Genomic DNA, 23,192 nt, shown 5'->3' with positions numbered 1-23,192 from the left:
CGTTTCTGGAACGGGGCCTAATCGCTGTCCACGGACAGCAGGCGTGACAGACTGGTGCCATGCTGCTCGATGAGCTCGTGAAGACCTCGGAAGCCGTCGCGGCAACCCGCTCGCGGGTCGCCAAGATCAACGAACTGGCAGGCCTGCTGCTCCGGCTCGACCCCGCGGACATCCCGACGGCGATCGGCTTGCTCACCGCCAAGCCTCGCCAGGGCCGAGTCGGCATTGGCTGGAGCGGCATGAGGGCGGCCAAGGGCGAGCCCGCTCCGGAGCCAAATCTCACTATCGCCCACATCGACGCAGCGTTGGACCGGCTGCTGGCAGCCGGCGGCGCTGGCTCGAGCGTGGATCGCGCCGCCACCCTTCGGTCGGTGATGACCGAAGCCACCGAACGAGAGCAGGCCTTCATCGCCGGCGTACTGCTCGGCGAACTTCGTACCGGTGCTCTTGAGGGCGTACTGACGGATGCGGTAGCTCGAGCTGCCGGTCGGCCGGTCGAGGCCGTACGCCGCGCAGCGATGCTCTCCGGCGATCTGGGCGCGACCGCCCTGCTGGCGATCACGGGCACCGCAGCCCAGCTTGACGCAGTCGGCCTCGTCGTCGGACGTCCCGTGCAGCCCATGCTCGCGGCAACCGCGGCCAGTACTGGCGAGGCGCTGGAAGCGACAGGGGAAGCGTCGGTGGAATACAAGCTCGACGGCGCTCGCATCCAGGTGCACCGTGCCGCCGACGACGTGCACATCTACACCCGCACCCTGGCCGAAGTGACCCATCGGCTGCCCGAGGTGGTGGAGGTGGTGCGCGCACTCCCCGTGCGCGATGTGATTCTCGACGGCGAGACCCTGGCCCTCGACGAGGACGGCGGGCCCCGGCCGTTCCAAGGGACCATGTCCCGGTTCGGGGCGAACGCCGCGCGCACCACGCTGCTGCATCCATGGTTTTTCGACGTGCTGCACGTCGACGGGCGCGACCTCCTCGATGAACCGCTGGCCACACGCATCGGCGTGCTCGAACGGATCGCCCCCGGTCACCGCATCCCTGGGAAAATCACTGCGGATGCGGCTGTTGCCGAGAGTGTGTCCCGCGATGCGCTGGATGCCGGCCATGAGGGTGTAGTGGTGAAGGCGCTGGGCTCGGCCTACGCCGCTGGGCGGCGGGGTTCGAACTGGATCAAGGTGAAGCCGGTGCTCACCTATGACCTGGTGGTGCTCGCATGCGAATGGGGGTCAGGACGGAGGGCCGGGCTGTTGTCGAACCTGCATCTCGGAGCCCTGGACCCTGTTGGCGAGTTCGGCGAACCCGGCGGTTACGTGATGGTCGGCAAGACCTTCAAAGGCCTCACCGACGCTCTGCTGCGGTGGCAGACTGAAAAGTTCCAGGAGTTGGAGGTGCGGCGTACGGCGGGCACGGTGTGGACTGAACCGGTGACCGTCGTCGAGATCGCCATCGACGGCGTTCAGCAATCCCCTCGCTATCCGGGCGGAATCGCCCTTCGGTTCGCACGCGTCAAACGCTACCGTGATGACAAGACTGCCGCGGAGGTTGACACCATCCAGACGCTGCGCGCTCTGCTCCGTCCATCAGGCAGGACAAAGGTATAGCCCCAGCCGGCGGAGCCGGATTCGGAATGACTAGGATGTTGGTTTTCATGGAGGGACGCCGGTGAACAAGAACCGTCTGGAAGCGTTCAGTGATGGTGTGCTTGCCATCATCATCACAATCATGGTGCTGGAACTCCGTGTGCCGGACGAACCGACCTGGCTTGGCTTGAGGTCCGTCCTACCTACGGTCCTCAGCTACCTGCTCAGCTTCGTCTACGTTGGAATTTACTGGAACAATCACCACCATATGATCCATCTGGCAAGCAGGGTTAACGGCGCGATCCTCTGGGCCAACCTGCACTTGTTGTTCTGGCTTTCACTGGTCCCGTTCACCACGCGCTGGATGGATGAGTCCGGCTTCGTGCAGATCCCGGTCCTGACGTACGGGATCAACTTGCTGTGCGCCGCGATCGCCTACTTCATCCTGGAACGGGCGCTGATCCGCCAACAGGGCCGGGATGGCCCCCTGGCGCAGGCAATCGGCTGGGACTGGAAAGGCAAAACGTCGCCGCTGATTTACATAGCTGGCCTTGGACTCACCGCCATACAGCCACTGCTTGGAGTTGCGGCCTACACCATCGTGGCCCTGATCTGGCTAATTCCTGACCGCCGCGTTGAGCACTTCGTCACACGGGCTCACCAGAACTGACCGCCCAGGACTGCCTATAGTCATCGGCTCCCATCTCGAACCGTCAACGTGCCGGACAGGTCCACGTCGCTCCCCGATCCCATAGCACCGGCCTGCGACAGGAGGCTGGCTCCGAAGGCTGCGCTCCAGAACGTCCTGGTTTCCACCGGCATGGGACGTTGCACTTCCCAGCACCGTTGCTTCAAAAGACGGGCAAGATAGCGTTCGGACTGGCGGAACAGCAGATTCAGATGTTGATCCACCACGGCGGCGAGGGCGGGCCGGGATGTTCCCACTGCCAAGGCGCGCACCACCAACGGCATGGACGGGAGCATCAGTACCGTGCGGGCCATGTTCCTTCGAAACGACTCGGGACTCGCTGCACTGTCGCCGATCGCCTCAACGCGTTCCGCATCGTGGAGCAATGCCAGAAAAGCAGCATGGATGAAGAGCGAGTCTTTGGAACCGAAGTAGTAGGTCACCTGGTTGGGAAACACGGCGGCATCGGCAGCGATCGCTGCCACGCTCACCTCACCCGAGGTGTTCGCCAGGTAAAGTTTCACCGCGCTGTCCAGGATTCGGCCCCTGGTCGAGTGACCACGAGCCTGCGAGGGACCCCCCGGTAGACGTTTCCCCTTGCGTTGTGTGCCCATGCAGAAAATTGTACTTCATACAATTATCCGTATATCTTGTATGTCATACAAGAAAAGGAGTTGCCATGAGGGCACGAGATGTTGCTGTGACAGGAATAGGCGCCACAACGCCTTTGGGTGGCACGGTCGAAAGGACCTGGGCCAGCCTCCTTGAGGGCTGTTCAGGTGTGCGGGATGTCGGGCCGGATATGTTGCAGGGCAGCGGACTGTCCGTAACCATCGCCGCATCCATGGCCACCGACCCAGCTACCAGACTTGACGCCGTCGAAGCCAAAAGACTGGACCGGGGTCAGCAAGCCGCCCTGGTTGCCGCGGCAGAAGCTTGGGCAGATGCCGGTTCGCCCCAGGTTGACGGCACCCGCCTGGCTGTGGCGGCGGGAACAGGCGTGGGCGGAATCGGCACGCTCCTCCGGGAAGACGACACCTTGGAGAACCGCGGCCAGCGCCGTATCTCCCCCCGGGCAGTACCAATGCTCATGGCCAACGGACCCGCCGCGGCTGTCAGCATCCGCTACGGTGCCAAGGCGGGTTCATACACTCCCGTCTCGGCGTGCTCGTCGGGAGCCGAAGCGATTGTGATGGCCGCCAGATTGATCCGTTCCGGCGAAGCTGACGTAGTCATTGCCGGCGGTGCCGAAGCCGCGATAACCCCCTTCACCGTCGCTGCCTTCTTGCAAACGAGGGCTCTCTCAACACTTATAGCGGACCCCGCCTCCGCGTCGCGCCCCTTTGCCTCAGACCGCGACGGCTTCGTCCTAGGCGAAGGCGCAGGCATCTTGGTGCTGGAAAGTCCCGAGCACGCCATGACCCGCGGCGCAACCGTCCACGCAGTCCTGCGCGGCGTGGGCATTGCCTCCGATGCCTTCCACATGACGGCACCAGCGGACGACGGCCAAGGCCAGATCACCGCCATCACCAAAGCCCTCAACGACGCCGGCATGAGCCCAGCGGAGGTGGGCCACGTCAACGCCCACGCGACCGGCACCTCCTTGGGGGACCTGGCGGAAGCAAAAGCCATCAAGGCCATCTTCGGCGACACCATTCCGGTGACGGCACCCAAGGCCTCCCTGGGACATCTCTTCGGGGCCGCCGGCGCAGTTGAAGCCATCAACGCAGTCCGGAGCGTCGCACAGGAAGTCATCCCTCCCACCCGCAATCTTCACCAAGGAAACGTGGACCCGGAACTCGGGCTGGACATTGTCACCGCAAAACGCCGCGGAACATCTCCCGCAGCACTCTCCAATTCGTTCGGATTTGGCGGCCAGAACGTCAGCCTGATTTTCAGCAAGGGCTAAACAGCAATATCAGCCGTCCTGGGCCCGCGCTGCCCTCTTCAGCTCAGCGATCCTTAGCCGTAAGAAGATGACGACCAGGACCAGGGCGTATACGGCCAGGACGGCCACCGCGATCATGAAGACCGCGTAAAGGATCCCGATAATTCCGAAGGCTGGACTTGAATTCATTGCTACCCCCAATAGACGTTGAGCCCCCATGCTACGCAAACCACCAGCGATTCCCCGGGACGGGCGAAGGCGCGCCCCGTTTCGCTGACGAGTGTTCCACCCGGTGAAGGATGCACCCGAGGCCAGCCCTTCAAGGATCCTCGATCGTGCCGTTCTCAGTCCTCGACGACTGACATCGGCAGCGCGCCGCCGTGCTCGGACGGGGCGATGCTATCTAGCTGCCAAGTGCCCGCGGACGCCCGGAATAGAGCGGTCTGCGGGAGCGAGTAGACCGTGGGGACGCTGCTCGGCCCGTTCGCAGCCGAGCTTTGGTACTCCTCAGTCAATTCCTTGAAGTGGACACTCACCTCCGCACCGCTCACTTCGAGCGACTGCACCGTCACCGTCGTCGAAAAGGACGTATACCAAAATCCGCTCGACTTGAACGCTGCCTTCGACCGGGCCACCACCGAGAGGTCCCGCTCGCGCTTCGCCCGGTAGGCCGCCGTCGTCTGCCCGTTGTCGAGGCGTTCGGCCGGTGGAACATCGAGGGCTGTGCCGTTGCGATCCTCGATAGCCGTCTGGACGATAGCCGCCAGTTCGGACGACGACGGGCTTGGCACCGATGCGGAGGATGCCACCGTTTCCGGCCTGACCGCTGGCTGGCATCCGGTAAGGGCAAGCACGAGCAGTGCCGCAACAGTCGCCGCGTTGCGTGAGTATTTCATCATGGTCCCCCTGGCCTGAATGTCTTCACAGCCTGCCTTGCAGGTCATGGCCGGTCAACAGGCTTGCTGATGCGGGTTAAAGTCCCTGCCGTGTATCCAGTTGTCGAGTTCAGCTCTGGCGGTTCGACTAACGGGATGGGTACCTCGTGCCTCTGCCGGATCAGCGGAATCGCGGAATGCTGGACCGGCCGTTGACCCTACGCCACTGATTCGTGAACCGTGGAGGCGGGCGGACAGTTCGAATTGGCCGCCCGCCTTGCTGATCTTGTCCGTGTGTCAGGCGTGACTGACCCCCAAGGGCCTGCATGCGCCGAGCATGCCTGTTGTGACATGGCAATTGTTGTACTCGTAGTATTGCTGCTCGCGTGAGACTATCGCGACTTCATGGCTGAGGCGAAGCCTGGCGCCCGCGTTTGCCTGCAGGAATTTCATGGCGGCCATGAAGATGGCGACGTGGGTGGGGTGGGACTCCGCCCATCTCTCCATGTCCTCCAGGCTGTGCCAGAAGCTCAGGCCGAAGCTCTGTTCAAGGGCAGAACCGTCGCCGTCGCTGCTGGTCATGTACCTGTTCGCGTAACAGCCGATCGATGCGCCGTCCAACGTCAGGAAGTCCATCCCTGCTTTCAATTGGGGTTCCACGTCGCCGAAATAGGAGGCACGTTCTGCATCTTCACAGAGGCTCCAGTCTTGGCCGGAACGGATAATTGCCAGGTTATCGTGGGGCTCCACCCGGACGATGCCGGAGTTCTCGGCGGCGTACGGGCGTCCGGCAGGCACCAGGGCCTCTGTTTGTGCAATCGGGAGACGGTCACGCATGCTCCCCCAGTACCCGTGTTCCTGGATTTCCCCGCTGTATCCTCCCGTGGCAACCCTTGCAGCCCCTTTCGGGAAGGTGTTGGACGAGTACAGGGTCTCGAAGCCACGTGCTTCCGGACTGAACGCTTCGATCCAGCGGCCGTGATCTGCAAGTTCCAGTCCAGCGCCAATCAATGCTTTCCTGTGCTTTTGAAACCAGCGCCCATAAGCGTCCGCGTCGTCCCAGTAGGCGATTATGACCTGGTTATCGAAGCCTTGTTCGTCCATGTGGACGGCGTACTCACGGGACATCGGTCCGTCTTCTTGTGCGCATAGTTCCCACATTCCAGCAGAAGCTACCTTGGCCTCGCTGGAGAGCGGGTGCTTGCTTTGGACGCCGAAGAAGGCGCAGACAAGCTGGCTGACGCCTTCCGCGAAGCGCACGGAGTATGACGGGTAGGGCGGGGCATAGTTGTCCCCCACACGTTTGGACCGCGTCCGTTCGACCCGGAGGTGCGCCGCGATTGAGGATTCCATTGCTGGTTCCTGCTCGTCGCTGCCCCGTGCCATCTAGAGTTCGGCCATTGCTGGAAGGGCCGGCTCGTCCGCGCCGTGTGTCCTTTCAACGGCTGGCGCGGGGTCCGAAGGCGGAGCGGTATCGACCACGGCACGTCGAGGAGCCTTGTTGTGGATTAGCTGTGTGACATCGGGGCGGGAGTAATGGCCTGCGGGGTCCCCCACGGCCTTCGACACTGAAATCAGGCCCAGATCGATCTCAGCGTAGATGAGACCTTCCTCGCCTGCCGGAAGGGACTCGTGAAGTTGCTGACCGTCGGGCCCGAAGATGCGGGCGTATCCGCCGCCGGTCTTGAGAAGTGCCTTTTGCAAGTCCGTGGTGCACATTTCGTCCACCATCTCCTGGGATACGGTGGCACACGGAGCCAGGACGAAACACTGGCCCTCCACCGCATAGATCCGCGAAGCGGAGGTGTTGACTTCGGGGCCAAGGGCGTAAGCGCCAGCCTCATAGAGGGAAAAGCTCGGCCATGCAGCAACGTGTACCTGCTCGTTCTGGGCGTACATTGCGTATTTTGACAGCGGCTGCAGGTGCTCCCAGCAGCACAGTCCGCCGACTCGGCCCAGCCTGGTGTCCCAGACAGCGAGATCGCTTCCGTCGCCTTCGCCAAAAATTGTGCGCTCCACGTGGGTCGGCTTCAGCTTTCGGCGCTGGGCGATGGTCTGCCCATCGCGGTCGATGAACCATTGAGAGATATACAGGCTGCCCCCGTTTCGTTCACTGAGGCCCATGCTCACGACAATGTTGTTGTCCTTGGCGGCCTTCGAGATCCGTTCGGCCTGGGGCGTGCCGTATTCCAGCGAATTATCGAAGTAGCGCTGGGTGTACTGCGGAAGCCACATCGCCGGGGCATCAAGCCAGGCGTACCACGGGTATCCCGGGAGCCAGGTTTCAGGGAAGGCAATCAGCTCCGCACCGTTCCGGGCCGCGTCCTCCATCAGGGCGATCGTTTTATCGATGGTCTTGTCCAAGTCAAGGAATACAGGTGCTGCCTGAACGGCCGCTGCTTTGAATTTGGGGTGATTCATTGCGATCTCCTAAGGGATGTGACGCTACTCACAAGAGTGGATGTGTGTCCACGCTACGCCCCAATGTCGAGGGATTCTTGATCGAGAATCGCAGGAGCATTGACTGCGAATGTCACGTTTGCACGCACCACGGTCTGCCTAGCGAACCAGCCGACGGGTGGGCGCAGCGTGGCAGTAAGATTAGGCATGGCCAAGGTTGTGAGCACAGCGGCGGTGCCTCCCCGAAACAGGGTTTCGTTCTGGACGGAGACCGTTTCTGATACTTTCGTTGAGCTCGACTGCAGGGCCGGCAATGGCCGCGAGTCCATAGACGGTGAAATATCTGTCGAGTCTTTGGCGTCCCTTGACTTAGCCCGAGTTCGCGCCTCTGCGCAATCCGTCCACCGCACGCCAGCTGCCATCGATGCTTCCTCCGACGACTATTATCTGGTGGGCATGCAAACCGAAGGCTCATGCTTGGTGACCCAGGATGGGCGCGCGGCCGCCATCCACAACGGCGGGTTCGCCCTCTATGACACCACCCGACCGTATTCACTCCTGCTGACCGATCACTTTGAGCAACTCGTGATCCGGCTTCCGAGAACTGCTTTGGAGCGACACCTGCCCGAAGCCGCAAGACTCACTGCACTGGCAGTGAACGCCGATCCGGGGGCTGCGCGTCTGCTGGTCAATACAGTGCAGTTCCTAGCCAACGATATTGGCGCCCTCTCGCCGGATGTCGCCTTATCGGTCTCCCAGGGCGTGGAACATCTGATTGTTGCTGGCCTGGGCGGCCTGACCCGGGGTGTCCCGGACGCGGACCGCTTCTCGCGCCGCAAGCTCGTGCAAACCCATATCCTCGAAAACCTGGGCGACGAGTCCCTGAGTATCAAATCCATCGCAAGAGAGCTTCACTTGTCTCCGAGCAGCGTCCACCGCGCCTTCGCAGCGGACGGTGAAACAGTGATGGGCTGGGTCTGGCAGCAACGTCTGCACCGGATCCGGGAGACCTTGTTGACCGGAAAATATGGCGGCACACTGACTGACTTGTTCCTAACGTGGGGCTTCTCAGACCCTGCGCACTTCAGCCGTGCCTTCCGCCAGCGGTACGGACATGCGCCCTCGGAATTGCTGCGGCCAACAACAGAAGCGCCTTCAACCCACTAAGACCGCTCGCTCGGAGCACGTCATCTGCTAGCTCCCAAAACTTCTCGCTGCAGGCAACACACGGTGTTGAAACCTGGGCCGACGTCCGACGGCGCGCACTCAGTACCGCTGAAACCGGTTGATCCGGGATGCTCCCGTGGGAACTACGCAGCCGTCCTGGTGGGCTCCGGTGAGATTCACATACCCGCCGTTGGCTTCACCAGCAACAGCCTGATCGTTTGAACGCAGATGGCCACATTCAGGAACACCATGAAGAGACTCGGGATCCTGCCGCTGGTTGTCGCAAAGTCAAGCACGTTGATAACCGTGAACGTCAGCGCGAGGCACGACAAAACAAGTGCGGCAATGGGCGGCAGCTTGGATGTGCTGCGCCGGGCAGCGATGTTCCAAATACCAACCACCACCAACGCCAGGAAGTAGAAGATGTTGAGTGTAACGAAGACCGCTTGTTCTGATCTGTCGCTATCACTGAGGGTGGCCAGCCCTGCCCCGTACAGCGAATAAAGCCAAATCATTGCCGCCGCGCTGATCACGGCGACAGTAATGAGGCCGATGCCAATGGAAGTACGGGCCTTGCGGTTCTTCTTCGGGTCGTCGTCAGCTGTCGCTACGGGAATATCGCCAGGGCGCGGAATCTGAATGCTCATACGGGAACTCCTCGGACGTGCAGGAAGCACCCTATGCACCCCCATCGGAAACAATGTAGCAGTGAGCGCAGCCACACGTAGAGGCATGCCAACAAACGCTTCCTTGAGCCTGGTACGCCGCCGGGTCCTCCCACCTTGGACGGTTTGGCGAGAATCCAAGGCCTGACTACTCGCCAAACTCCTCCCGGCCCATATCCACTTCCGTGCCCGTTGGGCTTGGCCTGAGCAGGAGGGCCCTGAGTTCTTCCAGCAGTTCCAGTTGCTGGTTGTTTACCGCCATGAGCCGATCGATTTCTGCCTTTGCCTGCACATCTGTTTCGAAGTCATGCAGAGCCATGGCGGCAGCTATGGCATCCTGCCGTTTCGCGGCAATGAGCAGAATGGCGCCTTGGAGGCCCGCCAGCATGGATAGGAAGAGGTTCAGCAGGATGAATGGATAAGGGTCCCAAGCCTGCGTAGCAAATAGATAGGTATTGATGGCGGCCCAGGCAGCCATGAACGCGACGAAGGCCCCAACGAAAGTCCAGCTGCCCATGCCATTCCGCAAGACATCGGCTGCGCGCTCACCACGGCTCAACCCAGCCTTGTGCTGTCCATGCCACGTTCTCACTCGCTCACTCATGAGCACAGCGTAGGGCCTGGGAGGCAGCATAGGGACTTTCAGCACTTGTTGAGCGTTGCGAGGCCGCCGCACGCTGTTGATGAAGAGATTGTGCGTCCCTCCCCGGACTGAAGAAAAGGAGAACCCGATGCCCGAATGGCAGGAAGTTGTCACACCCGCCCGCTTCGACGGCCAGACGGTGATTGTCACCGGCGCTGCGTCCGGCATTGGCCGGGCAACGGCGTTGCGCGTCGCGCGCGAGGGCGGTCGTGTCATTGCCAGTGACCTCAGCCTGGACGGTCTGGACCGGTTTGTTGCCGAGCATCCGGAGCTTAGCCTAGTGCCGGTGGCTGGTGACATCAGCACGGAAGATGCCGTGCGTCGCGTTGTCGCCGCTGCGAATGGACGGGTGGACGCATTGGCGAACGTTGCCGGCATCATGGACAGTTTCCAGCCGGTTCATGAGCTGGACGATGAGACGTGGAACCGGGTGCTGGACGTCAACCTTACATCGATGATGCGGCTTATGCGCGCGGTAGTCCCCCTCATGCTTGATGCCGGATCCGGATCAATAGTAAATGTCTCGTCAGAGGCAGGGCTTCGTGGCTCGGCGGCGGGTGCGGCGTACACCGTATCGAAGCATGCAGTCATCGGACTTACCCGCAGTTCGGCGGTAATGTACGGGCGCAGGGGTATCCGTGTGAATGCTGTCTGCCCTGGCGGCACGCGGACCAACATCCACGCCGAGTTCAAGTCCCAACTTGCGGTGGAAGTTCTTGGGCCCTTAATGCAAGCCAATGTGCCACCAATTGCCGAGGCCGATGAACTCGCCGCATCGATCTCATTCCTGCTGAGCCGGGACGGTTCAAACATCAATGGGTGCGTGCTCCCTTCCGACAACGGTTGGTCCGCCACCTAAGGCCCAATATGCGCGCCGACCGCGGCGTCAGCTAGTTCGAATTAACGATTCCCTGTAGGAAGGGGTGCTTGTCATGATGTGGGGATATGGGATGGGCAACGGCTGGATGTGGCTGTGGGGGCTGCTCATGCTCATCGGGCTGGCAATACTCGTGCTTCTGGTGGTGAGGATGTTTGGCGGCTTGAATGGACCAGGACCACGCCACTTCACCAACGGAACACCCCAAGGAAGAAGTACGGCCCGCCGGATCCTGGATGAGCGTCTGGCGAGGGGAGAACTGACCGCGGAAGAGTACCGCGACCGGGTCAAGGTCCTCGGCGAGGACCTGTGATGCGGCCGCTCAGCCGGCGCTCGGCGCTGCTGCTGGGCGGCTTGGGTTTGGCGGGTACGGTGACCGGCGGAACCGGCCTTGCCCTGACGCTGGCATCACAACGCTCCGTTCCCACTGCGGGGGCGGACTTGCAATATCCGTCTGTTCTTCAGAGTTCGGATGGCTCGCTGAACGTCCAGCTTGAGGCCGGTGGTACCACCCTGCTATTAGCTGGACGCCAGGCATCAGCCCTTGCATACAACAAAGAAATACCTGGACCTACACTTCGTATCCGGCCAGGAGACGTTCTGAAAATTCGTCTCATCAACAACTTGAGTGAACCGACCAACCTGCACATGCATGGGCTGCATGTTTCGCCCCAAGGCAACGGTGACAATCCTTTCATCAGAGTTGATCCGGGCACCGCCTTCGATTATGAATACCGTCTCCCGAGGGATCATCCGCCGGGCGTCTACTGGTACCACCCCCATCATCATGGCGGTGTGGCTGACCAGGTCTTTGCCGGCCTCTACGGCGCAATCATCGTAGAGGACCCTGAGGCCACGAAAGCAGGCCTGGAACGTATCCTGCTGGTTTCCGACACGACCCTGGATCCTCTTGGCGATATCCATCCGGCGTCCCCGATGGAACGGATGTTGGGCCGGGAAGGCGAACTGCTTCTCGTCAACGGCCAGCTCAATCCCCAACTGACGGCACCCCCAGGGGATACCGAACGGTGGCGAGTCATTAATGCGTGCGCTTCCCGGCACCTTCGCCTTAGGCTTGACGGCCAGCACGTCCGCCTGATTGGGACCGACTCAGGACGTCTCCCGCTGCCCGTTGATACAGACGAACTGTTTCTGGCTCCCGGCAACCGGGCAGACATACTGGTTGAGACGGTAACTGGCGAATCAGTCCTGCTGGCCGCCCCTTACGATCGGGGCAGTGTGCGGGGAATGGCCGGTCCTGGTGGAGCCGCCGGCGTGCCTCCAGCGGCTGCTACGCCTGTGGCTCTCCTGCGAGTATCGGGCGCGCGGAAAACGTCTGGAACGGCAGTACCCGCGGCCAGCGAGGCACTCGATCTAAGGCTCTCCGGGGTTGCCGCCCATCGCCAGCTGACATTCGGGACCCAAATGGGTATGGGAATGATGGGATTCACCTTGAACGGCAAGCGTTTCGACCCCACTAGAACGGATATCACAGCCTCCGCGGACACAGTGGAAGAGTGGACGTTGCTCAATGACAGCCCGATGGAACACCCCTTCCACCTTCACATCTGGCCCATGCAGGTCACCGAGGTGAATGACCGGATGGTGAAGGGAGTGCGGCTCCAGGACGTGGTGAACGTCCCGGCGAACGGTCGAGTGAAGGTGCGGGTGTCTTTCGCTGACTTCACGGGCCGTTCCGTTTACCACTGCCATATCCTTGACCACGAGGACCTAGGCATGATGGGCGTGATCGAAGTCCGCTAGGAACCTGGCTCCGTCCACACCCAGTCTCTGACCTCCGGCAAGTCTTCAAAGTGCTCCCTGATGTAGGAGGCGTGTGCCTCAAGCTGGCCCTGGCAGTGCCTCACAAGTTCTTCCGAACCTGAGAAGTGCCCGCGGGTCCGGTGAAGCGCCTCCATGGCTAGGTGATAGCGACTGACCTTGTTCAACACCACCATGTCGAACGGTGTTGTGGTGGTCCCTTGCTCGTTGTAGCCACGCACATGGAATCTTTCCGGACGGGGGCGGCCATGCAGCAATTGATGCAGAGCCCGCGCATACCCATGCCAGGCCACCACCACATCGACGTCAGCCGTGAAGAGTTCCTCGAACTTTTCATGCGGAAGTCCGTGGGGATGCGTCCCGGGAGGCGGCAGGACCATGGCATCCATGACGTTAACGACCCTGACGGCGAGCCCTGGGATATAGCGCTGGAGAAGCCAGGACGCGGCCAGGGTTTCCTGGGTTGGAACGTCCCCCGCACATGCCAGGATAATATCCGGACGATCGGATATGCTTGGCCTTTCGTTTCCTGCCCAACCCCATGTAGAAGCTCCTACTGCTGCGTGCTTCCGGGCTTCGTCAAGCGTCAGGTACTGGGGGTGCTCCTGCTTGTCGATGACGGCAAGGTTCACATAGTCCTTGCTGCTGAGCATGTGTTCGGCGGTGACCAACAGAGTATTGGCGTCCGGTGGAAGATAAACCCGAATGACGTTGCCGGACAGCGACAAGACGGTGTCGATGAGACCCGGACCCTGATGGCTGAAGCCGTTATGGTCGTTCCGCCAACAGGTAGACGTCAACAGGATGTTCAAGCTCGGGACAGGCGGCCGCCAATCCAGCTCGCGGGAATGTTGCAGCCATTTGGCGTGCTGGATAGTCATCGAGGCACTCACCATCGCGAACGCCTCGTAGCTTGCGAACAACCCGTGCCTGCCCGTCAGCACGTATCCCTCCAACCATCCTTGGCACAGGTGCTCCGAGAGGACTTCCATCACGCGCCCGTTGGCGGAAACATGATCATCGGCAGCGGCCGGGTTCGCGGGCGGCTCCAGCAAGCACCTGTCTGTGGCCTCAAAGACCGCGCTGAGCCTGTTGCTGTTGGTCTCGTCCGGACAGAACAAGCGAAACCTCGGGTCATCGGCAGTATCAAGGTAGATGTCCCGGAGCATCTCCCCCAGCGGTTTGGTGCTCTGATGCATTACTTGCCCCCGGGGCAGGGTTTCGACGGCGTACCGGGCAAGGTCCGGAATCAGCAGGCCCTTGCCACCGACGCCCCGTCCCGCAGCCGACGCTCCCATGCGAAGACCGCCGTCGGGAGCAAGCCCGGCAAGTTCGGCGATCAGCCGCCCCTCGGCGTCGAAAAGTTCCTCCGGCCGGTAGGACCGCATCCAGGCCTCCAACTGTGCCAGGTGTTCGGGCTTCTCCCGCACTCCAGACAAGGGAACTTGATGCGACCGGCTGGTTCCCTCGACTGGTAGACCATCCACCACTTGTGGTCCCGTCCAGCCTTTGGGCGTGCGCAGGATGATGGCGGGCCACCGGGAGGGACGGTCGACGCCTTGGTGACGCGCGTGTGACTGGATGGCACGAATGGAGGCGTACGCCGAATCCATGGCGGACGCCAGCGCCGGATGAACAATTCCCGGATCCTTGCCGGACACGACCACTGGATCCCAGCCATGCGCTTCGAGCAGCGCGGCCACGTCCAAGTCCGACTGCCTGCCAAGCACAGTAGGGCCGGAAATCTTATGCCCGTTGAGATGGAGAATCGGAAGGACGGCCCCATCCCTGAGCGGATTGATAAAAGACGGCGCCTTCCACGAGCCTTCCAACGGCCCTGTCTCCGCCTCCCCGTCGCCAACAACGCAGGCAACGATGAGATCAGGATTGTCCATGGCCGCGCCGGTGGCATGCATCAATGAATACCCCAGTTCACCGCCTTCGTGGATGGAACCAGGTGTGGCAGGGCCGACATGGCTGCCTATACCACCCGGCGTCGAGAACTGCCGGACCAGGCGTCGGAGTCCCTCCAAATCCCGCCCCACCGCCGGGTAAACCTCCGAATAACTGCCTTCCAGATACGTATTCGCAACGATGGCCGGTCCCCCGTGACCAGGGCCCGTCACCAAAAGGACCTCCGCCCCCGTGCGACGGATAAGGCGGTTGAGATGGGCATAGATCAACGAAAGTCCCGGGCTGGTCCCCCAATGGCCCAGAAGCCGCGGTTTGATGTGCTGAGGTTGCAAAGGCTCGCGCAGGAGAGGGTTCTCCTGCAGGTATATCTGTGCCACCGTAAGGTAATTCGCAGCGGCCCAATACCGGTTGAGGAGTTCGAAATCTTCGGACTCACGGTGGGAACCAGAGGTGTTGCTTTCCATACCAGAACTCATCTTCGCCGCCCCCTTCTATCCTTGGTGTCTTCCCCGAGCAGCGAAGCAGTTGCTTCCGCTATGGCCCGTTCCTCGTCGCTGGGAACCACGAGGACGGGAAATGACGAACCATCTGCACTCACCACCCGGATGCCTTCACGCGGCGACAGGTTCCTGTCCTGGTCCATTGCAAGCCCCAAGGGCATAAGCCACGAAAGGACCTTCGTTCTGAAGGCCACCGAATTCTCGCCCACGCCACCTGTGAAGAGGAGGGCATCAGGCCGGCCAACCACCATTGAGTAGGCAGCAATGTACTTGGCAAGACGATAGGCGTAGATATCGAGGGCCAGGCTTGCCTTGGGCTCGCCGCGTTCGACGGCCGCACCAACGTCCCGCATGTCCGCCGTACCTGCCAAGGCCAGCATGCCCGAGCGGTGATTAAGAATCTCATCAACCTCGTCCGGCGTTGCCCCCTCTCGCTGCATCAAAAGGACAATCGAGGGGTCGATATCCCCGGAGCGCGTGCCCATCACAAGGCCTTCCAGCGGTGTCATTCCCATGGACGTATCCACGCTCATACCACCCCTGACGGCTGTAACCGAGGCCCCGTTGCCCACGTGGGCAACAACAGCGTTGAGCGAGGAACCTGGTACCCCCAAAAAACCAGCTGCGTCACGGCAAGCCATCTCCACTGAGATCCCATGGAACCCATAGCGCCTGACTCTATGGGCTTTGTAGACGTCTTCGGGGATGGCGTAACGTGCCGCATACTCCGGTATCGAGGCATGGAAAGCAGTATCAAATACGGCAACTTGGGGAACGTCCGGCCACCGGATGCCCGCAGTCCGCATGCAGGCCGCGCTCGCGGGGTTATGCAGTGGCGCCAAAGCACCAAGTCTTTCCACGGCCGCAGCCACATCCGCTGTGACCCGTGTCGGCCTTCTGAACTGGTCGCCACCGTGCACCACGCGATGGCCGATTGCCTCAATATGGCCCGCTTCGGTGCTTTTGGCCAAACCGGCATTTATCACGTTGAAAACTTCGTCCAGACGGGATGGGTCTGAGCGAACCTGAGGCGCCCAGTTCACTTGCCCGGAGGCCTGCACGCTTGCTTCAGCTTCAGGTACCGAGGTGTCCCGCACGTGGTACTTGAGCGATGAAGAACCGGGATTCAGCACGAGAACATGCACGCGATTTCCTCCCCGGCGAGGTCGATGAAAAGGTGATTCCTTCTCTCTCGAGGACCCTAACGCACTCAGGCAGCTGGCGGAAAGGCCTTCCGGCCCTTGCGGTGGCAACCTCTCCCGCAGATAGTGGAAACGATCACTGTTGGGATATGCGAGGGGACGCCGTTACGTGAAGAAGCAGATCGTGGCAGCCCTTGATGGTTCCAAGGCTGGCCGGAACGTCGCAGACTGGGCAGCCGCACATGCTGATGCCTTTGGCTTGGCGCTCAACCTTGTGCACGTGGTGCCGCCGGACTGGGCGTTTCCCGCGCGCAGCGAACGCAAATTAGCCATCGAACGGGCAGAGGACCTGCTGGGGAGCGAATCCGGGCGGATTGCGCAGGCCTATCCCGGTTTGGAAGTCTCATCCACGCAACTGTCAGGAGAACCCGCGGAAACTCTCGCCGGCCTGTCCTCGGAAGCGGACATGCTCGTGGCTGGAACCGACCGCGGGCCGGGGACGGAGGGCCAGGGATACGGTTCCGTCAGTTTCCAGATCGCAGTGACAAGCAACTGCCCGGTTGCTGTGGTTCCGGAGATGGCATCCGGAGTTCGCAAAGGCGTGGTGGTCGGAGTCGACGGATCCTCCGACTCGCTAGTTGCCTTGGACCTTGCAGCGAGTGAGGCACAGCGCATGGATGAAGACCTGGTCATCGTTCATGCTTCGGGTCCGGATCCCCGCCCTTCCAGCGTTTCCGGCGATAGCGATGTTCTGGCTGACGCCGTCCGTAACGTGAAAGAACGCCACCCCGGAGTATCCGTGCGGGAAAGGCTGGACACCAGCCGCGGCCCCGGAGAGGCGCTGGTGGCTGCTGCCAGGGATGCCCGGCTGCTGGTCATGGGTTGTCGGGGGCGGGGCGGCCTTCGGGTGCTGCTAGGCTCCGTGGCGCAGCACGTGCTCCTGAATGTCCAGTGCCCCACCATCCTGACGCGGCCCTCCTGAGACCGGGCCGCAAAACAAACCGGCCACAGGACAAAGCCGGGCCATGCCACCTACTGGTTTCCGGCGTCGTCCCCTTCCGCTGCCACGTCGTCGTCAGACGCGGCAGGGTCCAAGGGCGGCCACCACTTCGAGGGCGGCGTGATGACAAACCGCCGGCCGCTGATATGCGTTGGCGTCACCCGCACCAGAATGTCCTTGGGTCCGGGTTGCCACGGGGACAACCCTGCATCCACCGCTTCCTGGATTTCTTCGGGATGGGTCACGAACTCGGGACGTCCTTTGATGATGACGCTCCAGGCGATGGTCCCGTAGCGGTTGAACCCGTCGGCTTCCATTGCTATCACTGCCCCTTCGCGGAGGGCCTTGTGTTTGGTTCCCTGCCCTGTCCTGAACAGCAGGGTTCCAAAATTGGGGATGTAGTTGACCGGGAAGATTTCCGGAACGTCTCCGTTGATGAGTGCCACCCTGCACGTGGATGTGGACTGCAGATACTTCCAACAGTCGTGGACACTAAGCTCTTTGGTTTCCTGGTCCGGTGATGTGGTCTGGTCCCGTGATGTGTTCTCCATGGCGCCGAGCCTAACGCCTGGGGCGAGGCCCGTGTAGGGCAGAAGGTCCTTTCCCAACCGTGCCCTTTGGCCCTAGACGGGCACCGGTCACACGTGGAGCCTTACATCGAACAGGCGTCCCGCTTTTGGAGAAATAATGTCCCTTGGGAACAAACCCCCTGCACCGCCGCCTGCGGTCACCGGAACCGACGGCCTGAGTTCCCGCATGGCTGCGCAGTTGTTGGCAGAAGCGGGACCCAACATATTGCCGCAAGCCAAGAGGGTGCCTCAGTGGCGAAAGCTACTGGGCGAGTTGACACACTTCTTCGCGTTGATGTTGTGGGTCGCAGCGGTATTGGCATACGTCGGTGGCATGCCGCAGCTGTGCGTGGCAATCATCGTTGTTGTCATCGTCAACGGGGTCTTCGCCCACATCCAGCAAGAACGTGCCCAGCACGCAGCCGAACGGCTTCAGGGCCTCCTCCCGGCCGAAGTAAATGTGCGGCGTGATGGCAGGATCCAAAGCGTCCATGCCAGTGAGCTGGTCCCCGGAGACCTCGTCATTATGGCAGCCGGGGACAGGCTTCCCGCCGACATCGTTTTTGTCTCGGCATCAAACTGCACGGCAGATGAATCCATGCTGACGGGTGAGAGCGCAGCAGTGCCGAAAAGAACCAATGACCCGGCGTGGGGCGGAACGTTCCTTGTCAACGGCGAAGCAGAAGGCATTGTCACCGCCACAGGCAGCAACACCAAGCTTGCCGCGATTGCCGCCCTCACGAGCGGCACCAAACCGCCACCCACTCCCTTGACCATGGAACTCCGAAGGATCGTCCGGCTCGTAGCATTCGTCGCCTTGAGCGTGGCAGGGGTCTTCTTCGTCGTTTCCCTCTTGGTTGGAATCGTCTGGCGCGACTCGTTTCTGTTTGCCATCGGTGTGGCCGTTGCGCTGATTCCGGAGGGTCTGTTGCCCACCGTCACTTTGTCACTGGCTATGGGAGCTCAGCGCATGGCTGAACGACAGGCGCTGGTCCGCAACCTGGAGGCAGTAGAAACACTTGGTTCCACAACCTTTATCTGCACGGACAAAACGGGAACCTTGACGCAAAACCGGATGAACGCCGTCGAGGTCTTCACTGCCGACGGTCCGGTGAAGATCGTGGGCGAGGGCTACGGGCCTGAAGCACGGATCGAAGGGCAGGCACGAAGCATGGCTTTGCTGGCCGCCTTGGGCGCACGGGTAGCGTCGCAGGGACGGGCGGTGCACCACGAAGGCGGCTGGACGGCCAGCGGCGACCCCATGGAAGCGGCGATTGATTCCCTTGCGCGTCGGCTGTTGGGACGTGAGCCTGAAACGGTCAAAATCATCCGACGCTTTGCCTTTGACGCCGACAGGCGCCGGGAGTCCGTGATTGCCGGGACCACACTGTACGTCAAGGGGGCACCGGAATCCGTTTTGCCACTGTGCACGGACACCTCAAGCGTTTTGGCTGGTGCCGTAGAGGCGATGGCTTCCCGCGGGTTGCGTGTGATAGCAGTGGCAAGCAGGGAATTGCCAGGAACGGCTTCGGACTGGCTGGACCGATCGGCAGAGGACGCCGAACGCAACCTTGCACCTCTGGGGCTCATCGGACTTCATGATCCGCCAAGGCCGGACGTGGGTGACGTGATCAAGGCAGCAAGAGGGGCCGGAATCCGGATAGCAATGATCACTGGCGACCACCCATCAACGGCCGGGGCAATCGCCAGGGAGATTGGCCTGATGGGTCCCGACAACCTCGTTGTCCAAGGCGCGGACCTCCCCGGAGATGAGCAAATCCTAGGTGCCCTCCTGGACCGCGATGGAGTGGTGGTCAGCAGAGTCTCCCCGGAGCAAAAGCTCCGAGTGGCGAAGGCGCTGCAGGCACGGGGCCATGTGGTAGCGATGACGGGAGACGGCGTCAACGACGGTCCCGCGCTTCGCCAGGCCGATATCGGAGTAGCCATGGGCCTCAGCGGCACGGATGTTGCCCGCGAAGCTTCGGACCTGGTTCTCCTGGACGATCATTTCGCCACGATCGTGGCCGCAATCGAGCAAGGGCGGGCAACGTACTCGAACATTCACCGCTTCCTCACTTACCACCTCACCGACAACGTAGCGGAATTGGCACCTTTCGTTATCTGGGCCCTGTCAGGCGGCCAGTTTCCCCTTGCGCTTGGTGTCCTTCAGATTTTGGCGCTGGACATTGGAACAGATCTGCTGCCTGCCTTGGCTCTCGGGGCCGAGGCTCCGGGAAAGCGGGTATTGAAGAGGCCCCCCGAAAAACGGCACCTCCTGGACCGTCACCTCATGCTGCGGGTGTTTGCCGTGATGGGGCCCACGGAAGCCTTGATCGCAATGGCGGCGTTTTCAACGGTCCTGTTCGGCAGCGGCTGGGTTCGGGGTCAATCATGGGATCCCGGTGTACTGATGTCAGCGTCCGGGGCTGCGTTTGCCGCCGTCGTGCTGGGCCAACTGGCTACCGCTTTCGCCTGCAGGAGCGCAACGGCTCCCCCGTGGAAGCAGGGTTGGTTTACCAACCGCCTCCTGCTGTGGGCGGTATCCGCTGAATTGGCGGCGCTGGCCGTGTTCCTGTTCGTTCCACCTCTTGCCGGAATCCTTGGACAAGCGCCGCCTACCGCTGCGGGCTGGACTGTAGCTGTCCTTGCTATTCCTGGCGTTCTCGGCGTCGATTGGCTCTACAAACGGCTACGTCACAGGCACAGCGAAACCTCTTCGCCTGCCTGAAAAACATGTCCTTCGGCCCTATCGTTGCATCATGCCCAGCGTCAAGCTGGTCCCATGAACTCACAATCACGGCCGAATCGAATCGTCGTCGGCGTCGATGGCTCCGAATACTCCTCGAAGACCCTCGAAATGGCAGGCCGGATGGCATCCACACTGGGTGGGCAGATCGACGTCATCACGTGCATCGGAATGTCGGATTTCTACATGGCATCCCGCTTCGAACATGAGCTGACCCGCTTCACGTCACAGCTTGAGGACACGGCCAGGCGACTGGTGGATGAGGCACTTGAGCGTGCTTTCGGCGAATCCCGCCCCGAGGGCCTGACCGTCACCGTGAAATTTGGCGAACCTGCGAAGGTATTGGTCGAGGAAAGCCGCGGATCCCAACTGCTCATTGTAGGCAGGCACGGCGCGGGGGGCTTCCTTAACCAGCCCATTGGCTCGGTCAGCAAGGCCTGCGCAGCCCATGCCCACTGCCCGGTTCTTGTGGTGGCTACGGAGGAAGAAGCCTAGCTTGGCTCCTGTGCCTGGACGGCAGTGATGGCAACCGTGTTGATGATGTCCTCCACGGTTGAGCCCCTGGACAGATCGTTGATGGGCTTACGAAGTCCTTGAAGGATAGGCCCGACGGCGACAGCACCGGAGGACTGCTCCACCGCCTTATAGGTGTTGTTGCCGGTGTTGAGGTCGGGAAAGATGAAAACAGTGGCCTTTCCTGCCACTGCGGACGACGGCAACTTGGAGCTCGCGATGGTTGCATCCACCGCCGCGTCGTACTGGATAGGCCCGTCCACCGGAAGCCCAGGACGCGCCGCCCTGACCAGTTCCGTGGCCCGGCGCACCTTGTCTACGGCAGTTCCTGATCCAGAGCCTCCTGTCGAGTAGGAAAGCATGGCCACCCTCGGCTCCACACCGAAACGGGAAGCAGTGTCAGCCGAGGCGATGGCGATTTCCGCGAGTTGATCGGCATTCGGTTCAGGAACCACGGCGCAGTCTCCATAAACAAACACCCGGTCCGGAAACAACATGAAGAAGACAGAGGACACCAAGCCCTCCCCCTTCCGGCCTTTCACGAACTCCAAGGCCGGCCGAATGGTATTGGCGGTAGTGTGGGCGGCGCCGGAAACCATGCCGTCCGCTTCACCGAGTTGGACCATCATGGTGCCGAAGTATGCCCCATCAAGCATGATTTCCCGGGCACGCTCCATGATCATTCCTTTGTGCGCCCTCAAGCGGCAATACTCGGCAGCAAAGCGCTCCCTGAGGGGTGAGCTGGCCGGATCAAGGATCTGGAGGCCACTTACGTCGATGCCATGGGCTTCAGCGAGCTCCCTGACCCCAGCTACGTTGCCCAGCACCGTCACCTTGCAAACGTCCCGGCGTCGAAGGATCTCCGCCGCACGCAGAACGCGCAGTTCTTCGCCCTCGGCGAGGACAATCCTTCGCTCCTGCTTCCGGGCCTTTTCGATCAGCTCATTGAGGAAGCGGAGCGGCGTCATCGTCGCAGGATGGGGCAGGGCCAAACGATCGAGCATTTCGGTTTCGTCGATGGAGCGGGACCAAACGCCCAGAGCCGCCGCCAGCTTGCGGTTCTCCCCAGTGTGGATTTCACTGCGCACTCCTGCCACCTCTTGTGCCGTGGCATACGTATCCTTCGAGTCCACGAAGACGGGGAACGGTGCACGGTCCAACAAGGGCAATACCTGAGCACCTGGCAGCAAACCGTCCGCCAGGATAATGCCCGCGGGCGTAGGGAGATCGGGCGCCAAAGCAGAGGCCAGGCAAGCCATCATGACGTCGGATCGGTCGCCGGCAGCGATGACCAGGTCGCCTGCACGAAAGGTCCGAAGAAAGTTGTCCACGTTCATCCCCGCCACCTTGATCTTGCCCACGTCGCGGTCCAGTTCCGTGCTGCCCGATAGACGGGTGAGGCCCAGGGAAGATACGACGTCGGCCACAGTCGGGGTGGAAATCCCGGGCACTTCCGGTATCACATAGGAAGGGACCTCCCCTACAGAAGCCCTGACGGCTTTGTAGACCTCGTCCATCACGCCGGGATCGACACGGTTCACCACCAACGCCAGAACCGGGCAATGCGCCGCCTTGAACTGCCTGATGCCTGCCTCCGCGGCGCCAACTGTCTGTTCCGCCGGGAGCCCCTGTGCGCCAACCACAGCCAGGACGGGCAGACCAAGGTTGTTCGCCAGCCGAATGTTGAGGTCCAATTCCTTGTCGGAGTCGCTTCCGCGGAGGTCCGAGCCATCAACCACCACCGCATCGCACCCGTGCGCGATCTCCGTGTATTCCCTGAGCATCAACGACAACAGTTCGTCCTGAAGGCCTGCGGCGACGTCGGCCCTTGCTGCAGTCAAGGGCATACCGCTCCGGCAACGTGACGGTCCCAGTTCGTAGAGTCGCCGAAGCATCAAGATGACCGGGTCCTGTTGAGCTTCGGCTTGGTTGACGAACGGCCGGAAGAATCCCAGACGACCCGTCCTGCGATGCAGGGCATCGGCCAGCCCCAAAGCCACCAGCGACTTGCCGGAGCCCGGGGCAACGGAAGCGACATAAACGCCCTGGACCATGCATCTCCCTCCAGACCTGAACCGGCTGCTTCATAGCTTCTCCCGAACAGGGCCTGGACGCCAGAGACTTAGGTCATGGTGCCCCGCCGGCCAACAGGACCTTTGACCCTGTTGTGGTCAACGCAGCCAGCCGTAGGATCGCGGACATCAGCTGTCAGAGGCCATCCAGCCCTGCGGCCCCTACGTCAG

Annotated in this window: 21 protein-coding genes; 10 read left to right on the top strand and 11 right to left on the bottom strand. The window is 61.6% G+C overall.

What is annotated here, in order from left to right; genetic code table 11:
• Positions 1 to 59 precede the first annotated feature (59 nt).
• A complete protein-coding gene (locus ACFX4T_RS04225; protein ID WP_377650885.1) occupies positions 60 to 1,601 on the top strand; it encodes an ATP-dependent DNA ligase in 1,542 nt (513 codons plus the stop codon).
• A 61-nt stretch (positions 1,602 to 1,662) separates the two neighbouring features.
• Complete coding sequence (locus ACFX4T_RS04220; RefSeq protein WP_377650884.1) at positions 1,663 to 2,250, top strand: TMEM175 family protein; 588 nt, start codon at positions 1,663 to 1,665, stop codon at positions 2,248 to 2,250.
• Positions 2,251 to 2,270: 20 nt separating this feature from the next.
• Here ACFX4T_RS04220 and ACFX4T_RS04215 read toward each other — a convergent pair whose 3' ends face one another.
• Positions 2,271 to 2,882, bottom strand: a complete 612-nt coding sequence (locus ACFX4T_RS04215; protein WP_377650883.1) for a TetR/AcrR family transcriptional regulator C-terminal domain-containing protein — start codon at positions 2,880 to 2,882, stop codon at positions 2,271 to 2,273.
• 65 nt (positions 2,883 to 2,947) lie between these two features.
• Here ACFX4T_RS04215 and ACFX4T_RS04210 point away from each other — a divergent pair, with 65 nt between their 5' ends.
• A complete protein-coding gene (locus tag ACFX4T_RS04210; protein ID WP_377650882.1) occupies positions 2,948 to 4,177 on the top strand; it encodes a beta-ketoacyl-[acyl-carrier-protein] synthase family protein in 1,230 nt (409 codons plus the stop codon).
• Between the two features lie 9 nt (positions 4,178 to 4,186).
• On the opposite strand, the gene ACFX4T_RS04205 is transcribed toward ACFX4T_RS04210, so the two are convergent.
• The 4 genes from ACFX4T_RS04205 to ACFX4T_RS04190 all read right to left on the bottom strand — a co-directional run bounded on the left by ACFX4T_RS04205 (position 4,187) and on the right by ACFX4T_RS04190 (position 7,452).
• Positions 4,187 to 4,345, bottom strand: a complete 159-nt coding sequence (locus ACFX4T_RS04205) for a hypothetical protein (protein ID WP_377650881.1) — start codon at positions 4,343 to 4,345, stop codon at positions 4,187 to 4,189.
• 155 nt (positions 4,346 to 4,500) lie between these two features.
• Positions 4,501 to 5,055 carry a hypothetical protein gene (locus ACFX4T_RS04200; protein ID WP_377650880.1) on the bottom strand — a complete coding sequence of 185 codons (555 nt, stop codon included), beginning with the start codon at positions 5,053 to 5,055 and terminating at the stop codon, positions 4,501 to 4,503.
• Between the two features lie 273 nt (positions 5,056 to 5,328).
• On the bottom strand, positions 5,329 to 6,384 hold the full coding sequence (locus tag ACFX4T_RS04195; RefSeq protein ID WP_377650879.1) for a phenylacetaldoxime dehydratase family protein: 1,056 nt from the start codon (positions 6,382 to 6,384) through the stop codon (positions 5,329 to 5,331).
• 33 nt (positions 6,385 to 6,417) lie between these two features.
• Positions 6,418 to 7,452 (bottom strand): carbon-nitrogen hydrolase family protein, encoded by a 1,035-nt coding sequence (locus ACFX4T_RS04190; protein WP_377650878.1) that lies wholly within the window; start codon positions 7,450 to 7,452, stop codon positions 6,418 to 6,420.
• Positions 7,453 to 7,638: 186 nt separating this feature from the next.
• On the opposite strand from ACFX4T_RS04190, the gene ACFX4T_RS04185 reads away from it, so the two are divergent.
• Positions 7,639 to 8,598, top strand: coding sequence for a helix-turn-helix domain-containing protein (locus ACFX4T_RS04185; protein ID WP_377650877.1), 960 nt, complete (start codon positions 7,639 to 7,641; stop codon positions 8,596 to 8,598).
• A gap of 176 nt (positions 8,599 to 8,774) precedes the next feature.
• On the opposite strand, the gene ACFX4T_RS04180 is transcribed toward ACFX4T_RS04185, so the two are convergent.
• Together ACFX4T_RS04180 and ACFX4T_RS04175 are read right to left on the bottom strand one after the other, a co-directional pair.
• Positions 8,775 to 9,245: a hypothetical protein gene (locus ACFX4T_RS04180; protein WP_223949137.1), complete on the bottom strand. Its 471-nt coding sequence runs from the start codon at positions 9,243 to 9,245 to the stop codon at positions 8,775 to 8,777.
• A gap of 166 nt (positions 9,246 to 9,411) precedes the next feature.
• Complete coding sequence (locus ACFX4T_RS04175) at positions 9,412 to 9,867, bottom strand: DUF1003 domain-containing protein (RefSeq protein ID WP_216923645.1); 456 nt, start codon at positions 9,865 to 9,867, stop codon at positions 9,412 to 9,414.
• 127 nt (positions 9,868 to 9,994) lie between these two features.
• Here ACFX4T_RS04175 and ACFX4T_RS04170 point away from each other — a divergent pair, with 127 nt between their 5' ends.
• The 3 genes from ACFX4T_RS04170 (at position 9,995) to ACFX4T_RS04160 (ending at position 12,547) form a co-directional block, all read left to right on the top strand.
• On the top strand, positions 9,995 to 10,765 hold the full coding sequence (locus tag ACFX4T_RS04170) for an SDR family NAD(P)-dependent oxidoreductase (protein WP_216923644.1): 771 nt from the start codon (positions 9,995 to 9,997) through the stop codon (positions 10,763 to 10,765).
• 73 nt (positions 10,766 to 10,838) lie between these two features.
• Positions 10,839 to 11,096, top strand: coding sequence for an SHOCT domain-containing protein (locus ACFX4T_RS04165; protein ID WP_223949136.1), 258 nt, complete (start codon positions 10,839 to 10,841; stop codon positions 11,094 to 11,096).
• Positions 11,096 to 12,547: a multicopper oxidase family protein gene (locus ACFX4T_RS04160; RefSeq protein WP_377650876.1), complete on the top strand. Its 1,452-nt coding sequence runs from the start codon at positions 11,096 to 11,098 to the stop codon at positions 12,545 to 12,547. Before ACFX4T_RS04165 ends, ACFX4T_RS04160 begins: the two co-directional genes overlap by 1 nt.
• Here the strand turns inward: ACFX4T_RS04160 and ACFX4T_RS04155 are convergent.
• A complete protein-coding gene (locus ACFX4T_RS04155; RefSeq protein ID WP_377650875.1) occupies positions 12,544 to 14,955 on the bottom strand; it encodes a phosphoketolase in 2,412 nt (803 codons plus the stop codon). The genes ACFX4T_RS04160 and ACFX4T_RS04155 overlap by 4 nt on opposite strands.
• Positions 14,952 to 16,124, bottom strand: coding sequence for an acetate/propionate family kinase (locus ACFX4T_RS04150; protein WP_377650874.1), 1,173 nt, complete (start codon positions 16,122 to 16,124; stop codon positions 14,952 to 14,954). Before ACFX4T_RS04150 ends, ACFX4T_RS04155 begins: the two co-directional genes overlap by 4 nt.
• A 166-nt stretch (positions 16,125 to 16,290) precedes the next feature.
• Here ACFX4T_RS04150 and ACFX4T_RS04145 point away from each other — a divergent pair, with 166 nt between their 5' ends.
• On the top strand, positions 16,291 to 17,103 hold the full coding sequence (locus ACFX4T_RS04145) for a universal stress protein (protein ID WP_216923639.1): 813 nt from the start codon (positions 16,291 to 16,293) through the stop codon (positions 17,101 to 17,103).
• A gap of 50 nt (positions 17,104 to 17,153) precedes the next feature.
• On the opposite strand, the gene ACFX4T_RS04140 is transcribed toward ACFX4T_RS04145, so the two are convergent.
• Positions 17,154 to 17,672, bottom strand: a complete 519-nt coding sequence (locus ACFX4T_RS04140) for a pyridoxamine 5'-phosphate oxidase family protein (RefSeq protein ID WP_216923638.1) — start codon at positions 17,670 to 17,672, stop codon at positions 17,154 to 17,156.
• Positions 17,673 to 17,808: 136 nt separating this feature from the next.
• Here ACFX4T_RS04140 and ACFX4T_RS04135 point away from each other — a divergent pair, with 136 nt between their 5' ends.
• Entirely contained in the window at positions 17,809 to 20,418 is a 2,610-nt protein-coding gene (locus ACFX4T_RS04135) for a cation-translocating P-type ATPase (RefSeq protein ID WP_377650873.1), read from the top strand.
• Positions 20,419 to 20,472: 54 nt separating this feature from the next.
• Entirely contained in the window at positions 20,473 to 20,931 is a 459-nt protein-coding gene (locus tag ACFX4T_RS04130; RefSeq protein ID WP_377650872.1) for a universal stress protein, read from the top strand.
• Here the strand turns inward: ACFX4T_RS04130 and pta are convergent.
• The gene (gene pta / locus ACFX4T_RS04125) at positions 20,928 to 23,003 is read right to left on the bottom strand and encodes a phosphate acetyltransferase (protein WP_377650871.1); all 2,076 of its coding nucleotides are present in this window, start codon (positions 23,001 to 23,003) and stop codon (positions 20,928 to 20,930) included. The genes ACFX4T_RS04130 and pta overlap by 4 nt on opposite strands.
• Positions 23,004 to 23,192: the final 189 nt, after the last annotated feature.

The sequence above is a fragment of the Paenarthrobacter sp. YIM B13468 genome, assembly GCF_042788025.1.
In the GTDB taxonomy this organism is placed as follows: domain Bacteria; phylum Actinomycetota; class Actinomycetes; order Actinomycetales; family Micrococcaceae; genus Arthrobacter; species Arthrobacter aromaticivorans.
Note: the sequence above shows the minus strand (reverse complement) of the source record. Positions and strands in the feature narration are given on the sequence as shown.

Bases quoted from the DNA above. Each gene is read 5' to 3' on its own strand.
- ACFX4T_RS04225 (WP_377650885.1), top strand. From the start codon at position 60: ATGCTGCTCGATGAGCTCGTGAAGACCTCGGAAGCCGTCGCGGCAACC.
- ACFX4T_RS04215 (WP_377650883.1), bottom strand. From the start codon at position 2,882: ATGGGCACACAACGCAAGGGGAAACGTCTACCGGGGGGTCCCTCGCAG.
- ACFX4T_RS04210 (WP_377650882.1), top strand. From the start codon at position 2,948: ATGAGGGCACGAGATGTTGCTGTGACAGGAATAGGCGCCACAACGCCT.
- ACFX4T_RS04205 (WP_377650881.1), bottom strand. From the start codon at position 4,345: ATGAATTCAAGTCCAGCCTTCGGAATTATCGGGATCCTTTACGCGGTC.
- ACFX4T_RS04200 (WP_377650880.1), bottom strand. From the start codon at position 5,055: ATGATGAAATACTCACGCAACGCGGCGACTGTTGCGGCACTGCTCGTG.
- ACFX4T_RS04195 (WP_377650879.1), bottom strand. From the start codon at position 6,384: ATGGAATCCTCAATCGCGGCGCACCTCCGGGTCGAACGGACGCGGTCC.
- ACFX4T_RS04190 (WP_377650878.1), bottom strand. From the start codon at position 7,452: ATGAATCACCCCAAATTCAAAGCAGCGGCCGTTCAGGCAGCACCTGTA.
- ACFX4T_RS04185 (WP_377650877.1), top strand. From the start codon at position 7,639: ATGGCCAAGGTTGTGAGCACAGCGGCGGTGCCTCCCCGAAACAGGGTT.
- ACFX4T_RS04180 (WP_223949137.1), bottom strand. From the start codon at position 9,245: ATGAGCATTCAGATTCCGCGCCCTGGCGATATTCCCGTAGCGACAGCT.
- ACFX4T_RS04175 (WP_216923645.1), bottom strand. From the start codon at position 9,867: ATGAGTGAGCGAGTGAGAACGTGGCATGGACAGCACAAGGCTGGGTTG.
- ACFX4T_RS04170 (WP_216923644.1), top strand. From the start codon at position 9,995: ATGCCCGAATGGCAGGAAGTTGTCACACCCGCCCGCTTCGACGGCCAG.
- ACFX4T_RS04165 (WP_223949136.1), top strand. From the start codon at position 10,839: ATGATGTGGGGATATGGGATGGGCAACGGCTGGATGTGGCTGTGGGGG.
- ACFX4T_RS04160 (WP_377650876.1), top strand. From the start codon at position 11,096: ATGCGGCCGCTCAGCCGGCGCTCGGCGCTGCTGCTGGGCGGCTTGGGT.
- ACFX4T_RS04155 (WP_377650875.1), bottom strand. From the start codon at position 14,955: ATGAGTTCTGGTATGGAAAGCAACACCTCTGGTTCCCACCGTGAGTCC.
- ACFX4T_RS04140 (WP_216923638.1), bottom strand. From the start codon at position 17,672: ATGGAGAACACATCACGGGACCAGACCACATCACCGGACCAGGAAACC.
- ACFX4T_RS04135 (WP_377650873.1), top strand. From the start codon at position 17,809: ATGTCCCTTGGGAACAAACCCCCTGCACCGCCGCCTGCGGTCACCGGA.
- ACFX4T_RS04130 (WP_377650872.1), top strand. From the start codon at position 20,473: ATGAACTCACAATCACGGCCGAATCGAATCGTCGTCGGCGTCGATGGC.
- pta (WP_377650871.1), bottom strand. From the start codon at position 23,003: ATGGTCCAGGGCGTTTATGTCGCTTCCGTTGCCCCGGGCTCCGGCAAG.